Source organism: Paraburkholderia sp. BL25I1N1 (assembly GCF_003002025.1).
In the GTDB taxonomy this organism is placed as follows: domain Bacteria; phylum Pseudomonadota; class Gammaproteobacteria; order Burkholderiales; family Burkholderiaceae; genus Paraburkholderia.
Genome location: NZ_PVZB01000051.1, coordinates 1 through 17,775, shown reverse-complemented (window position 1 = coordinate 17,775; position 17,775 = coordinate 1). Strand labels below are relative to the sequence as shown.

At 57.1% G+C, this 17,775-nt stretch carries 15 protein-coding genes and 1 pseudogene; 5 read left to right on the top strand and 11 right to left on the bottom strand.

Annotation, left to right across the window (positions count from 1 at the left end; translation table 11 throughout):
* Positions 1-71: 71 nt before the first annotated feature.
* Together B0G73_RS39060 and B0G73_RS39055 are read right to left on the bottom strand one after the other, a co-directional pair.
* Entirely contained in the window at positions 72-1,271 is a 1,200-nt protein-coding gene (locus B0G73_RS39060; RefSeq protein WP_106286364.1) for a multidrug effflux MFS transporter, read from the bottom strand.
* A gap of 247 nt (positions 1,272-1,518) precedes the next feature.
* On the bottom strand, positions 1,519-2,037 hold the full coding sequence (locus B0G73_RS39055; protein ID WP_106286363.1) for an NAD(P)-binding domain-containing protein: 519 nt from the start codon (positions 2,035-2,037) through the stop codon (positions 1,519-1,521).
* Positions 2,038-2,394: 357 nt separating this feature from the next.
* On the opposite strand from B0G73_RS39055, the gene ssuE reads away from it, so the two are divergent.
* The 5 genes and pseudogenes from ssuE (at position 2,395) to B0G73_RS39020 (ending at position 9,465) form a co-directional block, all read left to right on the top strand.
* Positions 2,395-3,030 (top strand): NADPH-dependent FMN reductase, encoded by a 636-nt coding sequence (ssuE, locus tag B0G73_RS39050; protein ID WP_106286362.1) that lies wholly within the window; start codon positions 2,395-2,397, stop codon positions 3,028-3,030.
* Positions 3,031-3,042: 12 nt separating this feature from the next.
* A pseudogene (gene ribB / locus B0G73_RS39045) lies at positions 3,043-3,681 on the top strand (3,4-dihydroxy-2-butanone-4-phosphate synthase); the annotation flags it as partial.
* A 98-nt stretch (positions 3,682-3,779) separates the two neighbouring features.
* Positions 3,780-5,237, top strand: a complete 1,458-nt coding sequence (locus B0G73_RS39040) for an FAD-binding oxidoreductase (RefSeq protein WP_181196770.1) — start codon at positions 3,780-3,782, stop codon at positions 5,235-5,237.
* Between the two features lie 1,694 nt (positions 5,238-6,931).
* Complete coding sequence (locus tag B0G73_RS39025; RefSeq protein WP_106286358.1) at positions 6,932-8,062, top strand: IS110 family transposase; 1,131 nt, start codon at positions 6,932-6,934, stop codon at positions 8,060-8,062.
* A gap of 251 nt (positions 8,063-8,313) precedes the next feature.
* Complete coding sequence (locus B0G73_RS39020; protein WP_106286357.1) at positions 8,314-9,465, top strand: IS110 family transposase; 1,152 nt, start codon at positions 8,314-8,316, stop codon at positions 9,463-9,465.
* A 445-nt stretch (positions 9,466-9,910) separates the two neighbouring features.
* On the opposite strand, the gene B0G73_RS40315 is transcribed toward B0G73_RS39020, so the two are convergent.
* The 9 genes from B0G73_RS40315 to B0G73_RS38980 all read right to left on the bottom strand — a co-directional run bounded on the left by B0G73_RS40315 (position 9,911) and on the right by B0G73_RS38980 (position 17,511).
* The gene (locus tag B0G73_RS40315) at positions 9,911-10,042 is read right to left on the bottom strand and encodes a hypothetical protein (protein WP_258194171.1); all 132 of its coding nucleotides are present in this window, start codon (positions 10,040-10,042) and stop codon (positions 9,911-9,913) included.
* Between the two features lie 95 nt (positions 10,043-10,137).
* Positions 10,138-10,542 (bottom strand): PaaI family thioesterase, encoded by a 405-nt coding sequence (locus B0G73_RS39015; protein WP_106286356.1) that lies wholly within the window; start codon positions 10,540-10,542, stop codon positions 10,138-10,140.
* A 156-nt stretch (positions 10,543-10,698) separates the two neighbouring features.
* Positions 10,699-11,175, bottom strand: a complete 477-nt coding sequence (locus B0G73_RS39010; protein WP_106286355.1) for a MaoC/PaaZ C-terminal domain-containing protein — start codon at positions 11,173-11,175, stop codon at positions 10,699-10,701.
* A 42-nt stretch (positions 11,176-11,217) separates the two neighbouring features.
* Positions 11,218-12,684, bottom strand: coding sequence for an amidase (locus tag B0G73_RS39005; RefSeq protein ID WP_219907337.1), 1,467 nt, complete (start codon positions 12,682-12,684; stop codon positions 11,218-11,220).
* A gap of 20 nt (positions 12,685-12,704) precedes the next feature.
* Positions 12,705-13,541: a polysaccharide deacetylase gene (locus B0G73_RS39000; RefSeq protein WP_106286354.1), complete on the bottom strand. Its 837-nt coding sequence runs from the start codon at positions 13,539-13,541 to the stop codon at positions 12,705-12,707.
* A gap of 33 nt (positions 13,542-13,574) precedes the next feature.
* Positions 13,575-14,750: an acyl-CoA dehydrogenase family protein gene (locus tag B0G73_RS38995; RefSeq protein WP_106286353.1), complete on the bottom strand. Its 1,176-nt coding sequence runs from the start codon at positions 14,748-14,750 to the stop codon at positions 13,575-13,577.
* Positions 14,751-14,824: 74 nt separating this feature from the next.
* Positions 14,825-15,643, bottom strand: coding sequence for a citryl-CoA lyase (locus B0G73_RS38990; protein ID WP_106286352.1), 819 nt, complete (start codon positions 15,641-15,643; stop codon positions 14,825-14,827).
* 1 nt (position 15,644) lies between these two features.
* Positions 15,645-16,085, bottom strand: a complete 441-nt coding sequence (locus B0G73_RS38985) for a thioesterase family protein (protein WP_106286351.1) — start codon at positions 16,083-16,085, stop codon at positions 15,645-15,647.
* A 58-nt stretch (positions 16,086-16,143) separates the two neighbouring features.
* Entirely contained in the window at positions 16,144-17,511 is a 1,368-nt protein-coding gene (locus B0G73_RS38980) for an aspartate aminotransferase family protein (protein ID WP_106286350.1), read from the bottom strand.
* Between the last annotated feature and the right edge of the window lie 264 nt (positions 17,512-17,775).

Here is a 17,775-nt window from a genome sequence, read left to right as displayed (position 1 = left end):
CTGAACGCCGGACAACTCCACGGTGTGCGTTGATTCCCGCTCCTGAAGAGAATTCGGTAAGCCATTCACCGCTAGTCTTTGATCAGAAAAACACATAGGAAAGAGAGCGCTGCGGCTACGGCCATCACGGCTGCCATAGGCCGCGGTGTTCCGTCCGCTAGCGCACCGACCAGCGTTGAACCAAACATGCCGCTACCATATTGAACGGCGCCAGCCAGGGCGGAAACTGAACCGGCGCTACTGGGCGCAAGTTTCATTGCACCAGTCAATGCATTGGCGACGACGAATCCGTTTGCAGCGATGTAGAAGGTAAGTGGCATCGCTAATCCCAAAAGGCCGCCGAATCCGGTGATAGCCGCAGCAATGGCACCCAAGCCCGAAAGCAACGCCATAGTGGCGCCGATTTTCAGCAATTGCTTGCTACTTCGGTGACCTACCAAACGCATGTTGATTGTGCTGGATGTCATGACGCCAACCATACCAATACCAAATACGAAACCAAAAAGGGTCGGCGGTAGATGGTGATAAGTAATCAATGCGAATGGGCCGCCTGCGATATAGGCGAATATCCCGACATAGAAGAATCCAGTCGCACCAAGGTACGCCAGGAGGCGCCAGTTCCGTAACAGCGTGCAGTAACCATAAATTGCTTTGCCGATACCGGCCGCAACGCGTTCACTTGGCAGCAGCGTCTCGGGCAACGTCCTAAACGCGGCGAACGTGACAAAACCTATTCCTACCAGCGCCCAGAAAATAGCACGCCATCCTATCGCGGCAAGAATTTGACCTCCGATGATTGGCCCAATCAACGGGGCGATTGATAGAACGGTGATCAGTGCCGACATCACCTCTGCTGCCCGGTGTCCCTTGTAGAGATCGCGCACCATTGCGCGACTGAGTCCGACACCCGCCGATGCGCCCAGTGCCTGGACAAGTCGCCAGCCAATCAAACTCCATATGCTGCCGGCCAGCGCACATCCGGCGGAGCCAATTGCGAATAGCACCAAACCCAGTAGGATCGGGCGCCGTCGACCATGACGATCTCCTATCGGTCCCCAGAAGAGTAGCCCTAAGCTAAGCCCGACGAGATAGCCGGAAACGGTCCACTCAGTTGCGCCGCGCGGTGCACCAAGTTCATGTGCCATTGTGGGCATGGCTGGCAGATAAGTGTCGGTGGATATGGACGCCAACGCCATCAGGGATCCGAGTATTACCTGGACACGCCACCCGCGCGGCTCCTTAGTCCCGCGTTCAGCGGCCGCTATTTGCATTTTCAGCGCCTTATCATTGTTACTCGTCGAATGCGTGGCGATTGACAGTCGTTCGCACGACGTTGTGTCGCGCCTGCAATTGCATGGTAATCAGTAGAGTGGCGGTGCCAGCTCGGACAAACGATTCCCCGCCCGAGCCGGCACTGTTAGGCTATCGTTTGAAATGCGCGGAAGCTGATGGTTCTACCGTAGCCGGATTTTCCGCCGAGCTGTGACACCAGCATCTTCAGGATTTCACCGTAAAGTGCTAGCCGCAAGGCACCGCCATTAACGAACTCGAATCCCATTTCCTCAACAAGCGGCTGGACAGCCGTTTTGGCATCATCGCTGTCCGAAAATACGAAAATCCTTGTCTTTCCGACGGTTCCGGATCCCTCACGACGACGTCATATAAGGAACTGAACGCCCCCAACACTCGGACGCCTGATAGTACATCGCCGAGCTGCTGAGCGGAACTCTTGTTGCCATCAAAGCCCACATTCTCGTCTACCGTGACCGAGATCACTACGCAGGTGAAATCTTTCAGCAGCGCAGCGACCTGCTCGATGGCCAAAGCCGGAATTGCCACGAACGCGAAGTCGCTCTGGGCGATATCGGCTTCGGCCGCCTGTCGAACACCCAGGCGTTGCGACAATGCGGTGGCAGAGGCGTATCCAAATTTCGAACCGCGGACGAAAACGTCGTGCGATGTTCGCTTTACCAGCGCTTCCGTGATCGCGCTGCCCATGGAACCCGTCCCAACTAATGCGATGCGATTTCTCGGCATGTTCTGTGTCCTTTGAGTTTCTTCTGTCGATTCATCGCTACGCTATTGCTTTTCGCATGATTCTATCGATGCTATTCCAGGCAAGCGTCGAGTCCAACAATGTGGAAGTCAATGTAAATAATGTCCTGGAAAAATACGAGGTGATCTGATAATCAGGTTTAGTTCGTGCGGAACCAATCACCTCGTGTCCAGTTTCGCTGAACTCGGCCTAAAGACAATGTTTACGTTGTGGCGCCAATTGTTCGCCATTAGCCTAAGGATGTAGGCCGGGTAATTGGTGATCACCGTTGCGGACATTTACCCCCGGCAAGCTTTGGCGAGTGTCGTTGATGACCGGCCATCAGAAAGGGAAATATCATGAAAACTCGATCAGTGGTGGCCGTCTCGGCCAGCCCGTCCTCGTCGTCGAAAACCGCTTTCCTGGTGGATCATGTGCTTGACCATATCGCAAGTCCTTCGTTGTGCGTTCGCCATGACCGATTGCGTGATATTTCACCTCAGACCTTGTTGACGGGTGACTTGTCTGACGTTGCGCTTGCCGACATCGTACAAGCCATTGATCAGGCAGATGGCATCATCATCGCAACGCCAATCTTCAAAGCATCGTTCACCGGATTGCTGAAAGTGTTTCTCGACGTGCTGCCGCAATTCGGTCTTGCAGGGAAGGCGGTGTTGTGCCTGGGTACTGGCGGCAGCGCGGCGCATGTATTGTCACTCGACTATGGCTTGCGTCCGGTTTTGCAGTCAATGGCGGCGCGCCACGTGGTGCAAAGCCATTTCATAGTCGAGAAGGACCTGACTCGGGATGAGCGAGGCTTCAGCATTGCCGAATCAGCTGCTGCTCCTCTCTGGGAAGCTGTCCACCATTTCGAGCAGGTCTTGCGTGTCGATGAGGAATCGCGTTGGCTCGGACATCCGCGGCCACCTGGTGGCCCGCTATATTCCGTCGAGAAATATAAGACGGAAAGCAAACACGAAACCCCAATTGACTGAGGAATTTCACAGATGAACGTTTATCAACAGAGCGAGAGTCAAGGCCTGCTTGCCACAACTGAAGAGCTGATTGAAGAAGCACGGCATGGTCGTATGTTCGTCTTGGTCGATGATGAAGATCGCGAGAATGAAGGGGACCTGGTCATTCCGGCACAGTTCGCCAGCGCGGAGGCCATTGCTTTCATGGCACGACAGGCCTGCGGCTTGATCTGTCTCGCGCTGCAGCGGGCCCGAGCCGCGCAGCTAGGCCTGACGCCGATGCCGCAGCGCAACGGCAGTCAGTTCGGGACTGCGTTCACCGTGTCCATCGAGGCGCGCCAGGGTGTCACTACCGGTATATCCGCAGCCGATCGCGCACGCACGGTGCAGGTCGCGATTGATCCATCGCTCGGCGGCGAGCATTTGACCACGCCAGGTCATATGTTTCCCCTCGTGGCTAGGGATGGCGGCGTGCTCGTTCGTCCGGGGCACACTGAGGCCGCTGTCGATTTTGCCCGTCTGGCCGGCTTGCTGCCGGCCGGCGTTATCTGCGAGATCACGAACGAAGACGGCACAATGGCAAGAATGCCGGATCTGCTGGTATTCGCGCGCAAGCACAAGCTGAAGGTCGGCACTATTGCCGACCTCATCGCATACCGCAGGTCTCACGAGAGGAATCATCAAATTTCCGGCGAATTTATCGAAAGCTTCGAAAGCCTCGAATGTGCCGAACTATATTAATTAAGATCCAATGCGGGAATGCTAATCTTATGAGAACGGAATCCGGCATCGTTTCACCGTCTGCGAGCAACGCATCGATGAGCGAATTATTGGCGGCGTTGCGCGCGCGACTAGGCGCTTCCGGTGTGCTCGATGGTGCCGATGCGCAGCCGTATGAAATCGACTGGCGGCGTCTATATTCAGGACACAGTCTTGCCGTGCTGCGGCCCGCCAATACCGAGGAAGTGGCGGCGGCGGTGCAGTTATGCGCCGCGCATGGCGTATCAATAGTGCCGCAGGGCGGTAATACCGGAATGGTCGGTGGGGGCGTGCCCGATGACAGCGGCGCCCAGATAGTCCTTTCCCTAGCACGCATGAATCGTGTACGCGATATCGACACCCTAAATTTCAGTATTGTCGTGGACGCCGGCGTTACGCTGCAGGCGGCGCGTGAAGCAGTCGCCAAGGTGGATTGCGCGTTGCCGCTGATGATCGGATCTCAGGGTACCGCGCAGATAGGCGGAGTTTTGTCGACCAATGCTGGCGGCAATAACACGATAAAATATGGTAACGCGCGCAGCCTCGTGATGGGGCTGGAGGTGGTTCTGGCCGACGGCCGGGTTTGGCACGGTTTGCGCCGGTTACGCAAGGACAACACCGGCTATTGCCTGTCCCAGCTTTTTGTGGGTGCGGAGGGCACGCTGGGCATCATAACAGGCGCTTGTCTGAGATTGGTGCCACGCCTTCAAACGGTGGAGGTCGGTCTCGTGTCGGTCGAATCGCCGCAATCGGCGCTCGAACTGCTGGAGCGCTTTCAGCGTGCCAACGGTGACGTTCTGCAGGCCTATGAATACATCTGCGGCGATGGACTGGAGTTGGTACTGTCGCTGATCCCGGGCACTCAGCGTGCTTTGAGATCGACCGCGGATCATTATGTGCTGATCGAACTAGGTACCAGTCAGCCCGAGTCACCCTTGCGGGAAACGCTTGAAACGGTGTTGGGTCAGGCGATCGAGGACGGCCTGGTATTTGATGCGGCGATTGCCGAAAGTGAAGGGCAGCAGGCGGCGTTGTGGCGTCTGCGCGAAGAACAGTCAGAAGCGCAGGCGCGTGCTGGCGCATCCGTCAAGAATGATATCTCCGTGTCGGTTTCGGCCACACCGCAATTGATCTCCGAAGCGACGCAAGTATGCGAGGCTCTAATGCCGGGCATAAGGGTACTGCCCTTCGGTCATCTGGGTGACGGCAACATCCATTTCAACCTGGTCGCCCCGGAAGGTATGGACGGTCCGACGTTCCTGGCACATAGCGACGAGCTGATGCATGCCGTGAACGATGTAACCCGGCGCCTCGATGGCAGCTTCTCTGCCGAACATGGTATCGGCCGCTTGAAGGTCGACATGTTGGCCGACTGGCGTGGCGGAGTGGAGCTCGACCTGATGCACAGGATCAAGAGGGCGCTGGATCCGCAGGGATTGCTTAATCCCGGCAAGATTCTGGCAGAATGAACATTCCGACTGTGGATGTGTCGCGCTGCATGAAACCTGTCCGGCTTGCGATTTCCCTGTAGTTGTTTGGTGTCTGTGCATATATGCATGCAGCGCCGCGCGTAGCAATTCCTCCTTCGTGCGAAAGTAGTACTGAAGATTTTCTAGCGTGATTCCAACGCGACCCGCTACGCAGCGTGTCGCAAACCGGGCCTATCCATCCTCCCGATACGTCTGCTGGGCGGCAAGGATAATCTGTGTGACGCTCAGTTCCCGGTTTCGCCCTGCGGCCAGCCCCGTCGCGAGCCTCGGCTACCTGGGATCAACAAACGCACCTTGCTTCATTGCCTTCTGTTGCATGCTGACTCTCCCAAAAAGCTAGCATCTGCTGCTCCAAAATTCTAGGTCAATTCAATGGACGTAGAAAACATTGTAATCTTTTCTGGCGCTGTAGCTCGCGAGGCATGGATTCGTGTTTCACAACCGCTCGTTCGGTCTCCGGGTACAAGCTAGTTGAAGACAAATCATACAAAACATTCAGTTAGCGCTGAGATTCGTTCGAATATTTTGCGTCATAAATCGGTGTTTTCCCTTGCTCTCAACGGACTTGAATCTAGGTCAAACAACTACTATTATTAGGTCAATAAAACGTATTTAACAGGTCAAGGACCAGCAAGTACGCCCTCGGGTTGGCGGTGACTACGGGACTGAAGGTGAGGGGTGGGCAATGAGCAGCAACGCGATTTCTTTGCGCAGCATAATCGAGAAATGGCTGGCGCCGACGCCGGCCTCGCCGATTCGACTGACCAGGGTACGTCACGCAATACCGGGACCTCTGCGATGCGTACGTGCAGAGGCACTTCTGGCGTCAGGTCCCCTGGCAATCCTCTTTTTCCAGCATGGTGACGGATCGTGGTGCGTGTTTCCTCCGGAGTCGCACCGACCGACGTTAGGAGTTCTCCGCGGGCCGAATGAGAGGAGCCCGGCATAGTCTTCAGAATTGAAGGTGCAATGTGATGGATATCGAACGGATTGCCAGTGATTCGGGCATGCAGGTTGTGCTGGATGGTCGTATCGGGCGCGAAGAGTATAAGAGTGTGTACGGATCTCTCCAGGCCCTTCAGCGCTTTGCCGATAGCATTCGCCAGTTTGTGGCGAGCGAAACAGGGTGCGCTCAAGAATCAGATCTCCGGCTAAGACCGCAGCCTGGTCGATTTGACAGCGCGTAGGGGGCAATCGTGCCTTGGCGACGCATTTGTTGTGCGCGCCACACATAGGAGCCCGTCGGGTGAGTGCGATTTTAGTCCAGCGGCGCGACGTGCGGGATCGGGCTGTCGTCGATGTCTCGCTGTTGCTGCAAGGCGGCGATCGCCTGTTCCAGATAAACCGATGACGGGTGTGCCTGCGGGCGTTGATCCGATCCGTAGCATTTGGAGTGAATCCTACCTTCCGGCGATCGCGGGCGGAGACGCTCATTAGCGGGTCAGTGTAAAGCGAGCAAGCGAATCCATGGCCGCGAGAGCGGTTCGCTTTCAAATTCGAGCCCGACTGCGGTGACTGATCGTGCCCAATCCAATCGCGAAACTGGTTAGTCAGTATGACTCCGTGAGGTGGTGGCTGGCCTGGCGTGAGGAATCAAACGCGGGTTAGCATCGCTGCCAGAGCCGCACGGTGTGGACAGGGCCACACCCGGCGATTTCCGCACGGAGGCCAGCATGGAACACGATAGCACGCTGTACGTGGGTCTGGATGTTCACAAGGAGTCGATCACAGTCGCCTACGCGACCGGTATGGGCGAGGTCGAACTGCTCGGCAAGATCGGGACGACCAAGCCCGATATCGACCGTCTGTGCAAGCGTCTGCAGTCCAAAGCGCGACGCGTACACGTCGTCTATGAGGCCGGTCCGTGCGGTTATGGACTTTACCGGCAACTGGTCGAGAAAGGAATCGACTGCATGGTATGCGCGCCTTCATTGATTCCAAAGAAGCCAGGTGAACGCGTCAAGACGGATCGACGTGATGCAGTGAAGCTCGTGCGCTCGCTTCGCGCCGGCGACCTGTCGGCTGTGTATGTGCCCACCGTGGAGGACGAAGCCTTCCGCGATCTCTCACGTGCCTGGGTAAGTGCAAAGGACGATCTGAAGCGTGCCCGACAACGCCTGAAGGCCTTTCTGCTTCTGCATGGAGTTGGCTACACAGGCCGAGCCGACTGGGGGCCATCGCACCGGCGTTGGCTGAGTACGTTTGCGTTCGACAGCACCTGGCAGCAGTTTGCGTTCGAGGAGCATCGACGCACCATCGAGGACCGGTTGGCGCAATGCGACCGACTGGAAGCAGCGTTGCGCGAGGCGGTTCTCAACTGGCGATTCTATCCGGCCGTGCTAGGCCTGCAAACGATGCGCGGCGTGCAGTTCACCACAGCTGTGGGCATGCTCGCCGAACTGGGCGATCTGTCGCGCTTCACGCACCCGCAGCAGTTGATGGCCTGGTTGGGCGTGACGCCGTCCGAACACTCGTCGGGCGAGAAACGTCGTCAGGGAAGCATCACCAAGAACGGGAACAGTTATGCCAGAAAGCTGCTCGTCGAAGCGGCCTGGAGCTATCAGCACCCAGCCCGCGTCAGTCCTGAGATCCAGCGTCGCCATGAAGGCATTCCTAAGCCCATCGTAGATCGAGCATGGGACGCGCAGGTACGCTTGTGCCGACGCTTCCGAAAGCTCGTCGCGCGTGGAAAGCAGAAGAACATCGTGGTCATCGCGGTCGCCCGAGAACTCAGCGGGTTCATCTGGGATATCGGCCGGCTCGCAATGTCGCTTGCCGTGAGGTGCGATGGACTCGTGGCGTAATTCGATATCTGAATCACCCCACCACTCGAGGGGGAGTTTCCTGAAGGCGGCGTAGCCCGGCACACGAGTAACCCGCGACAATGCTAGGCAACGGATACATCCGGACTTGCGAGGTTAGATAGCGGCAGGCTCATTGGGCGGACCTTTGTAATGCGGTACCCAACCCGCGGATATCAGATCCTATGAAGCGCGTCCCTCGCCACGCTGAGGTCTAAAATTGGCGTGCCGAGGTTTGCTCAAAGGAGAACGTCATGTGTTCCGATCAGACGTACACGAGTGGTGACGGAATGGTTTTGGCCGTGTCGCTGGAACTGGCTGCGGCCAAGTGGAAAGTTGCGTTGCACGACGGCCGGCGCGAGAAACCCGCCGTGCACACCGTTGCACAGCCGCAGGCTGCGGCGCGTCTGCAGGCGGTGCTGGACCTGATCGAGGCACATAAGGAAAGGTGGTCGTTGCCGACAGATGTACGGATTGCCGTGAGCTATGAGGCTGGACAGGACGCATTCTGGATCTGGCGCGCGTTACGGGCGCGACACCTCGACTGCTACGTTATTGATCCGGCCAGCATTCCGGTCGAACGCCACCAGCGGCGGGCCAAGACTGATCGGCTCGATGTCATCAAGCTCGTCATCAACCTGCGCGCGTGGCTGCGCGGCGAGCGTGATCGCATGCATGTGATTCGCGTACCGTCAGCGGAGGACGAAGCATCGCGCCATCTGATGCGAGAGCGCGGACAACTACAGAAGGAAATCCTGCAGCACCAGGATCGCATGCGCAAGCTGCTGGCCACCCTCGGCTGCTGGGATCCGGTCGATCACCGGGCTTTCGCGGACCGGCTCGAGCGCGACGAAGTGCGATGCCACGACGGTGCACCGTTACCGCGCGAGCTGTATGAGCGGTTACGGCGTGAGTGCGACCGGCTGGCCCTCGTCGAACAGCAACTTGCGGTGCTGGAAAGCACGCGAAAGACGAACGTGCCAGCAGTCGCGCGCCAGCGTTGCGATGCGCTGGCGCGCCTCAAGGGTATCGGCGAAGTGGGCGCCTCGCGTCTTGCGCTCGAGCTCTTCTGGCGGGACTTCAACAATCGCCGCGAAGTCGGCTCGTGCGTCGGGCTGGTGCCTCAGCCCTACGACAGCGGCGAAAGCCAGGTCGATCAAGGGATCAGCAAACAGGCAAACCGGCGGGTGCGCGCGCTGCTGATCGAGATTGCATGGACCTGGCTGCGCTACCAGCCCGGCAGCGCACTAACAAAATGGTTTGACCAACGCACGCTGGGTACAGGGCCGAACCGACGCGCACGACGTATCGCTATCGTCGCGGTGGCGAGACGTCTTGCCATTGCGCTGTGGCGCTATCTCAAAGACGGAGTCATTCCCGAAGGCGCTCACCTTAAGCGTGCTTAATTCCTCGAAGGTTTCGCAGAAAGGAGGTTAAGGATTGGCTAGGCAGTTACGTAGCAAACACGGTTGGAGTGAACATGCCCGTGATCACGCTGGGTTGCTGAAGCAACCGAATATTTTCAGATGGGGCATGCTCCCGGAAAAGGGTTCCGGCGTAACGCGCATGCAGGATAAGGCTGGCGACACGCCAGCGGATAGAAGGTGGTGAGATGCTGGTTCTTCTCACGAGCGCCACGGCGACTTCCGGCCAGATCGATCGGAGACACTTTATGAAAGTTTGGGAAAAAGCGATCTTGACAGAACCCTCGCTCATAGAAGCGTGATCCACCGTCGAGATGTACAGCTACGTCGCCCTCAGGAAATTCACAGATATGCAGTCGACAAACTAAAACAAACCCATCCCGATTGACAACACAGAGTCATATCAGCATTCACCTCCTCCCCGCCTTCAGAGCCAAGTCAGACAGTGATGTGCCCGGTTGCAGGCAGGCATCTTGTCCGCGCGGTCGAAGCTTCCCTTGTCGCCGTCACCAAAGCGTGTCACACGCAAGGCCAAAAAGGTCTGGGCATCCTCGCTCATGGATTGCCTCCCCAAGTTGGGTTGCGGTCGCGTTCGTCGACCTTCTCAATTGCAGAAGCCACGTGGTCGGAAACTCGCGCTTATGCTGTACCGGCCTATAGAACGGCCTGGACGATGAGTGCTTGCGCCAGGAGTGTGTCGGTGTACGTTGCAGTGACATTCACAAACTTCAAAGTGTTGCTATTTTTGATTACCGTGGCGTAAAAATGCACGTCGTCGCCTTGCTTGCTACCGTTCATCATCGAGTAGTGTGCATCGAACGTACTTGCCTTTCTGCTTGCAGGTAAAAGGCTTAATGACGCGGCAAATGCGGCCATGTCCATGAAGGTAGTCAGGAAGGTGGAATGAGTGCGGCCATAGGCATTGACCGTCAGTTCGCCGACTCGTGCCTCGATCCAGGCCTCACCACCGGCGGCCCGCACGCTCTGGCGTCCCAGCGCGATATGCAACGGGTGCTGGCGAATCGCTTCCATCAGCGGATGCTCGGGATCAATAGTCATCGTTCGGGGAACTCGTTCAAGCCGTCAAGAACAATCTCGAAGGATTCCATATATTTTTAGCTGAGTTTTTCACGGTTGCGGTTTTCGAGTCCCGGCGGATGAATCACGCCGGGTTGTTTTTCGATAGGCATCGTGAGATGCCCTCCATTCGGGACGTCAGGCAAACTCGGCCGGAATACGACTGAACATGATTACCCACTGACCATCCTGAACGATTTCATCCCTCTGGTTGAGCACCTGCAGGTCGAACGTTACGATACCCCGGTCCGGCTTCTTGGTTTCGCGCTTGGAGGCCACGACTTCACACACGCGTATGGTGTCGCCGATGAACACCACATTTTTCATGTTCCACGTCATGCCCAGCATCACCAGGCTCGTGCCTTCCTTAAAGCCAAGCCCGATCTCGAGTCCCGATGCCATCGCGAAAACGCCGGGTCCGTGCATCAGGCGCTGACCGAACGGTGAGTTCCTGGCATATTCTGCGTTGGTGTGCATCGGGTGGGTGTCCCAGGAGAACGAGGTGAAATTCACCAAATCCGTCTCGGTGACGGTGCGGGACTTGGTTTCCCAAGTATCGCCGACGTTGAGTTCTTCATAATATTTGCCTGGCGGACGATTGGTGGATTGTGTCATGGTGCGTTTCTCTAAGGTTGGACGAGCGTATCGCGTATATCTTCACGCCGCAAATGCGGGCGGCGCAGTGAAGGCTTGGTATTGAGTTTCGAGCAAGCGGGCGAACTCAATGGTGGTGTGGTCGTCATACTGGGCTCCGATGATCTGCACTCCCACGGGCAGGCCCGAATTACCCACGCCGATGGGGGCTACCGTAGCGGGCAAATAAGCCAGCGTGGCCATGCTGGCCCAGAACATCTGGTGGATCGATTGCACCGGCTCGCCATTGATTGTGATTCGGCGTTCGTGGCGGGGTAGAGAATGATCATGCGTGAAAGCCGTAGTGGACGCGGCCGGACAGACGAGCACATCAAAGTCTTGAAAGAAAGCAGCCCATTTCATGCGGATACGATGACGTAGCTCGTTGAGCAGCAACCAGTCGCGATGTCCCATCGCGGCCGCTTCCCGTGCGAGCCACCAATAGTCGTCGGTGTCGGCGAACCTGGTGCCGACCTCCTCACGAAAACGCAGCACCTCGGCGGACGTGTGATTGCGGGACGTGGTCGAGCGGAGCAGCCTTACATACAGGCGGTACATTTCGTCGCGGTCGAAATTAGGCCAGGCGTTCTCCGTGACCTGCACGCCGCTGTCGCGTAGAAAATCAGCCAGTTTTTGAAGTTGCTGCGCCACTTCGGTATCGACCGGTGCGTTGGGTGCGTCGAACAAGAACGCTACACGGAAGGCACTGAGTTCGGTCTTTCGCGGCGCAGGCAGATCAAGACGCCACGCCCTGTTTGCAATGTCCGCTGGACCACTGATTACATCTAATACGAGCGCGAGGTCGCTCGCGCTACGCGCCAGTGGACCGATGACGCCCATGTCCGGCTCGGAAACCACATCCGGCAGCGCATGGCCCGACTGGGTGACAATGCCGAACGTCGGCTTGTGCCCGTACACGCCACAATAGTGTGCCGGGTTGCGAATCGAGGCACCTATGTCGGTGCCCAATTCGAGTCCCGTAAGCCCCGCCGCAATAGCCGCTGCGGCTCCGCCAGAAGACCCGCCAGGCGAGCGAGCAACGTCCCACGGGTTGTTTGTCGTGCCGTAAACGGGGTTGAATGTTTGCCAGTCGGCCAACAATACCGGTACGTTGGTTTTGCCGAATATGACCGCGCCAGCTTCTTTCAGGCGACGTACGGCGACGGCATCGTCAGTCGGGATTGAATGGGCAAATTTTTCAAGTCCCCATGTCGTGGGAGTACCCGCCAGGCGGAACGATTCCTTGACGGTCATCGGCACGCCGTGTAGCGGCCCTATGAATCCACCACGCTGACGCGCGCGGTCCGCTGCGTCAGCTTCGGCGCGTGCCTCGTCCAATCGAAGGGTGACCACAGCATTCAGGGAGGCGTTGTGGCTGTCCAAGCGCCCAATGAAATGTTCGAGCGCTTCCCGGCTACTCAGGAAACCGTTGCGGATCGCATTGGCAATATTGGCTGCGCTGCCAAACGGCAGCAGAGATGATGGCGACAAGTTGAAGTTCCCGTTTTGGTTTAGGCCATCGGCATTGACTGGTTGTAGCGTTCGGCCGTCTCGCTCATGCGCGAGAACTGTACCCCGGGGATTGCCTTCATGCGCTGGATCAGGCTTTCTAGCATGACGATACGCGGGCCGCGTCCGATCACTTCCGGGTGCATGGTCAGCGTGAAGGCGCCACCCTCGACATGTTTTGCGCAATAGTCGAACTCGGCCCACCAGATTGCGCCAACTTCCTCGGCCGAGCGTAATCCATTCAGCGGCGGTTTGCCCATAAACTGGAAATAAACAAAATCGTCCAACTCCCAAGCGACCGGGAACTCCACTAGGCTCGAGTTCGGGCCGAATACGACCCGACCATCCGATTGCACCTCATCGTTTATGCGTGGTCTATAGAGGCGATAATCGTCTGCCATTAGACTGCTGTCATAGAGGTAGCCACGTTCGGCCAAGATCGAGAGTGTGTTGACGCTCAAGTCCCACGCTGGCGAACGGTAACCAATCGGCTTTACCTTCGCGACTTGTTCCAGAGCCTCTTCGGCGGCAATAAAATCGTTCAGCTCTTGCTCCCGGCTCATGCCAACCGGTGAGGCATGAAGAAAGCTGTGTGCGGCTATTTCATGCCCTTCTGCAGCGATGGCCCTCACCGCTTCCGGGAAGGTCAGCGCTGTGTGGCCGGGCACGAAGAACGTAGCTGGTACTTGCAGCCTGTGCAGGAGGTCCAGTACACGCGGGACACCGACGCGCGCACCGAACTCTCCACGCGAAATCGGCGTAGGGGATGTCTGTTTGAACGACGTAATCCAGCTTGACAGGGCATCAAGATCAAAACTCAAATGGACTGTCGTCTTCATGGGAATTCCCATATTTTGATTGCGGGACGGTGTTCAAGCGGGGCTGTTTTCAACCAGTTTTCGGGCAATCAGAATCTGCAGAATCTCGTTCGAACCTTCTCCCAGGATCAATACCGGTACTTCGCGGAAAAAGCGTTCGACCATGAATTCGGGCGAATAGCCGAAACCACCATGAATGCGCATCGAGTCGATAGTGACCTCCATGGCCATTTCGGTCGCGAACAGTTTGGCCATCGCCATGTCCAGGTCGGCGCGTTCGCCGTTGTCCATCTTGCGTGCGCCTTGCAGAGTCAAGGCCTTGGCCGCTTCGATCTTGGTGGCCATCTGCGCGAGTTTGAGTTGAATGGCCTGGTGTTGACAAATGGGCTGGCCAAAGGTCTTGCGTTGCTGTGAATAGGCAAGCGCCCGTTTCAGACCGCCTAACGCAATCCCGATGGCCGAAGAGGACACCGACAGGCGGCCGGAATCGAGGCCACCCATGGTGTATTTGAAACCAACTCCCAGGCCAGCATCGCCGCCGAGAACTGAACTGGCGGGAATGCGCATATCGTCAAAGAAAATCTCGGACGACTCCATGCCTTTATAACCGAGTTTTTTTTGATTGCGTATTTCGAGCCCTGGCAGGTGAGTCGCGCCGGGTTGCTTTTCAATTAACATCGCAGTGATGCCTTTGTGACGCGGACTTTGCTCCGGGTCGGTAACAACCAGGGCCATGAGCAGACCGGCGTTCAGGGCGTGAGTCGCCCAAATCTTCTGTCCGTTGATGAGGTAGTCGTCACCCTCCTTCCTGGCGCGGGTGGTGATGGCTTGGATGTCGGACCCTGTGCCCGGCTCGGTGATGGAGAAGCAGGCCTTGAGTTCGCCCGCCGCCATGCTAGGCAGCAGACGATTCTTCTGTTCGGTGGTACCGAAGCGGAGAATCATCGATGCGACAGTGAATTGGGCAGTGAGGACGCCGGATAGCGTCATCCAGCCCTGGGACAACTCCATCAGCACGCGCGAGACGGTTTCATAGCCGGCGTCCAAGCCACCGTACTCTTCAGGAAGAGTCAGCGCAAACAGGCCGAGTTTTGCCATTTGATCGAACAAGGCTTGGGGGTAGGTGTCAGTCGACTCGAGTTCAGTGACAACCGGAAGCACATCCCGTTCGACAAACTTTCGTACCACGTCCAGAATCTGCTCGCGTTCGGCGTCGCGTGGAGTCGTCATGGGTAACCTCTTGGATATTTGACTGATGGGGCAAGCAGTCGGGAGGGACTGCGGCTCTCTTGGCGAGTGAACGGCTACCAGCCGACCGATTTTAGATCGGCCTCCAGATCGCGACGGGTACGCTCGTATGTGACGGTTTCATCCGGAATGGTACGAATACGGACTTTGCTATTCATTTCTTCTGTGATGTGGGCAATTACGCCAGGCAACGTCGCCATGACTGCGATACCGGTCATTTCGGCTGGGCTAAAGCCGAGTTGGGCAAATAGCGCCGCTGTCATTCCAACATCGTTAATCGGTAAATCCGGCTTGTTCACCGCGAGCTTGAATGCACGGTGGATCGCTTCGTACCAGTCGCAGGATTCGCCCCAGATGCCTTCTCCCATCGCAAGGTTCTTGAGTCGTTCCGAACGAGGGTCGACCCCTTTAAAGTTGGGATGTCCGAAACCGGGCACACGGGCCTTCCGTGCCCGAAGTTCAGCCACATAGGCCGTTGCGAACGTGTCCAAAGTCTGTCCGGAAGCCTTGTATTTAGCAACCCCTTCGATGATGAACTTGCCAGCGTCTTCAGGTGCTAGTGTGTACTCGCCCGCTGACAAGACTGCGGTGGCCAGACCCGCTTGCATGTTCGGATTCCCCGAGACGCAATAGCGGGCTGCTGCTGTGCCGGGCTTCTTGAGCCCATAGTCAATTGTTGAATTGAGCAAGGCATCGAGCATGCGTTCCTGATTCGGGGTCGGCAGCTTGCCACGAATCACCAGATAGCACGTTGTTGCAAAGGACACGCGGCCCATCAAGTCATTAACGTCGTAGCCACGAGCATGAACGGCGGTGGGCTCCACATCGCTGATTCCGGTATTCCAATAGGCATTCTTGATTTCTGCGCTATTCATCTTATCTATTACTTTCCAGATTGTTTGCGACAATATTCTCGAGTAATCGCTCCCGCACCGTCGGTGGCAGCGGCCTCGAGCGCCGGGTTGCGGGATCGAAGTTCACATAGACTGTTTCGGCGCCAAGCAGCTTTTCGTCGCCAGACGCGCGTGTAATATCAAATCCTAGTGTGAAGCTGCTGCTTCCAACCTTGACCGGATGTACGGCAATCTTGATCTCTTCTTCGAAACTCGCCGGGCTTTCGAATTCCAGCATGATGCTAACGATCGAAGGATCGCAACCCTCAGCCAGCAATGGCTTGTAGTCCCAGCCAAGGTGGCGAAAGTATTCGGTCATGGCCACGTCGAGGTACTCGAGATAGCGCGCGTGATAAACGATACCTTGCTGGTCGGTTTCATGGTACCGAACGCGCAGGCAATGCTGAAAGTTCGTGGTTTTCATTGGCGGGCCAATAGATTCATCGAAATGTTGAGCATGCCTGTCATACATCGAGCGGCATTCAGCGACGTGCCTTCAGAGCATCGTCGAGCGACAGCCGGAGATGATTGACCATGTCGTCCACCTGCGGCTTGGTGATAATCAACGGCGGGCAAAAGGCCAGCGCGTCAGCCATATTGCGCGAAATCACGCCGCGCTGCTGCAGGAAACCATTGACCAAGGCGCCGAGCTGGCCTGGCAGATCAGTGCCGCGCTTTTCCTCTTTGTTGACGACCAGTTCAACCGCCGCTATCAGGCCAACACCACGCACTTCGCCGACCAGAGGGTGACTGCTCAGTTCCCTCAGGCTCGTCTGCAAATGAGCTCCGACGTCGGCTGCATGCGCGACCAGATTGCGCTCGTTGATAATGTCCAAGGTCTCGTTGGCGACGGCTGCTGCCACCGGGTGGCCACCACCGGTGAAACCATGACCGAACACACCGATGCGACCGCTTTCTTCGGCGATCGGCCCGAAAACTCGGTCGTTGACTAGAAGTGCCGACATCGGCATGTAGCTGGAGGTGAGTTGCTTCGACAACTCAAGAATGTCCGGTTTGATGCCAAAGGTCTCACAGCCGAACATGCGGCCGGTGCGGCCGAAACCGCAGATCACCTCATCGGCGACCAGCAAGATTTCGTAGCGTTTCAGTACGTCCTGAATTTTCTCCCAATACGTGGCGGGCGGCACGACGACACCACCAGCTCCCATCACCGGTTCAGCGAAGAAGGCGGCGACAGTGTCGGGACCTTCGCGAAGTATCAGTGCTTCCAATTCGTCGGCGCAGCGTGTCGCGAACTGTTCTTCAGTCTCGCCAGGGAGGCCTTCGCGCCAGTAGTGCGGACACAAGGTGTGTCGCACGAATGGCAATGGCAGACCGAAGGATCGGTGATTGTTCGGAAGGCCGGTCAAACTGGCTGAAGCCATCGTGGTGCCGTGGTAGGCGCGTTGGCGGCTAATGATCTTCTTGCGCTGCGATTGGCCCAGTGCTTCGAAGTGATACCAGATCATCTTGATGGCCGTGTCGTTGGCCTCGGACCCGGAATTCGCGAAGTACGCTTTGCTCATCGGCACGGGCGCCATTTTTACGAGGCGTTCGGCCAGTTCGATTTGCTGCGAGTGTGATTTGTGCGAAAAATTGTGGTAGTAGGGCAGCTTTTCCATCTGCCGACTTGCTGCTTGAACCAAGCGCTGCTCGCTAAAGCCCAGCGCCGTGCTCCACAGCCCGGCCATGCCCTCGATATAGCGCTTCCCTTCAGAATCGACGACGTAGATGCCATCACCGGACTCAATGATCAGCGGTCCTTGGGTCAGGTGTGACTGCAGATTGGTGTAACCGTGCAGGAGGTACGCGGCATCCTTTTCATGGGCACAATATGCTGTTTTTGTCACGTGATAGCCTCTATAACAATGTTTTTTAGTGATGATGCATCATGCATCGAACTGACGGGCCATGTCAAGCGCAGTCGTTCCACATTGTCTGCGTAGTGATGTTCGAGTTGTTCTCGCGCATGGTCCCGAAAGCATCCAGAGGGATCGTTGCTGACCGTGAAACGAACACTGGCAGACAATCTTGAGTTCGAGGTGTACCGTGACGCTTCGCGTCTGGTAATGCAGGGCGGGGCGATCACCAGACGTTTGGAGTCCTCTGTTTGC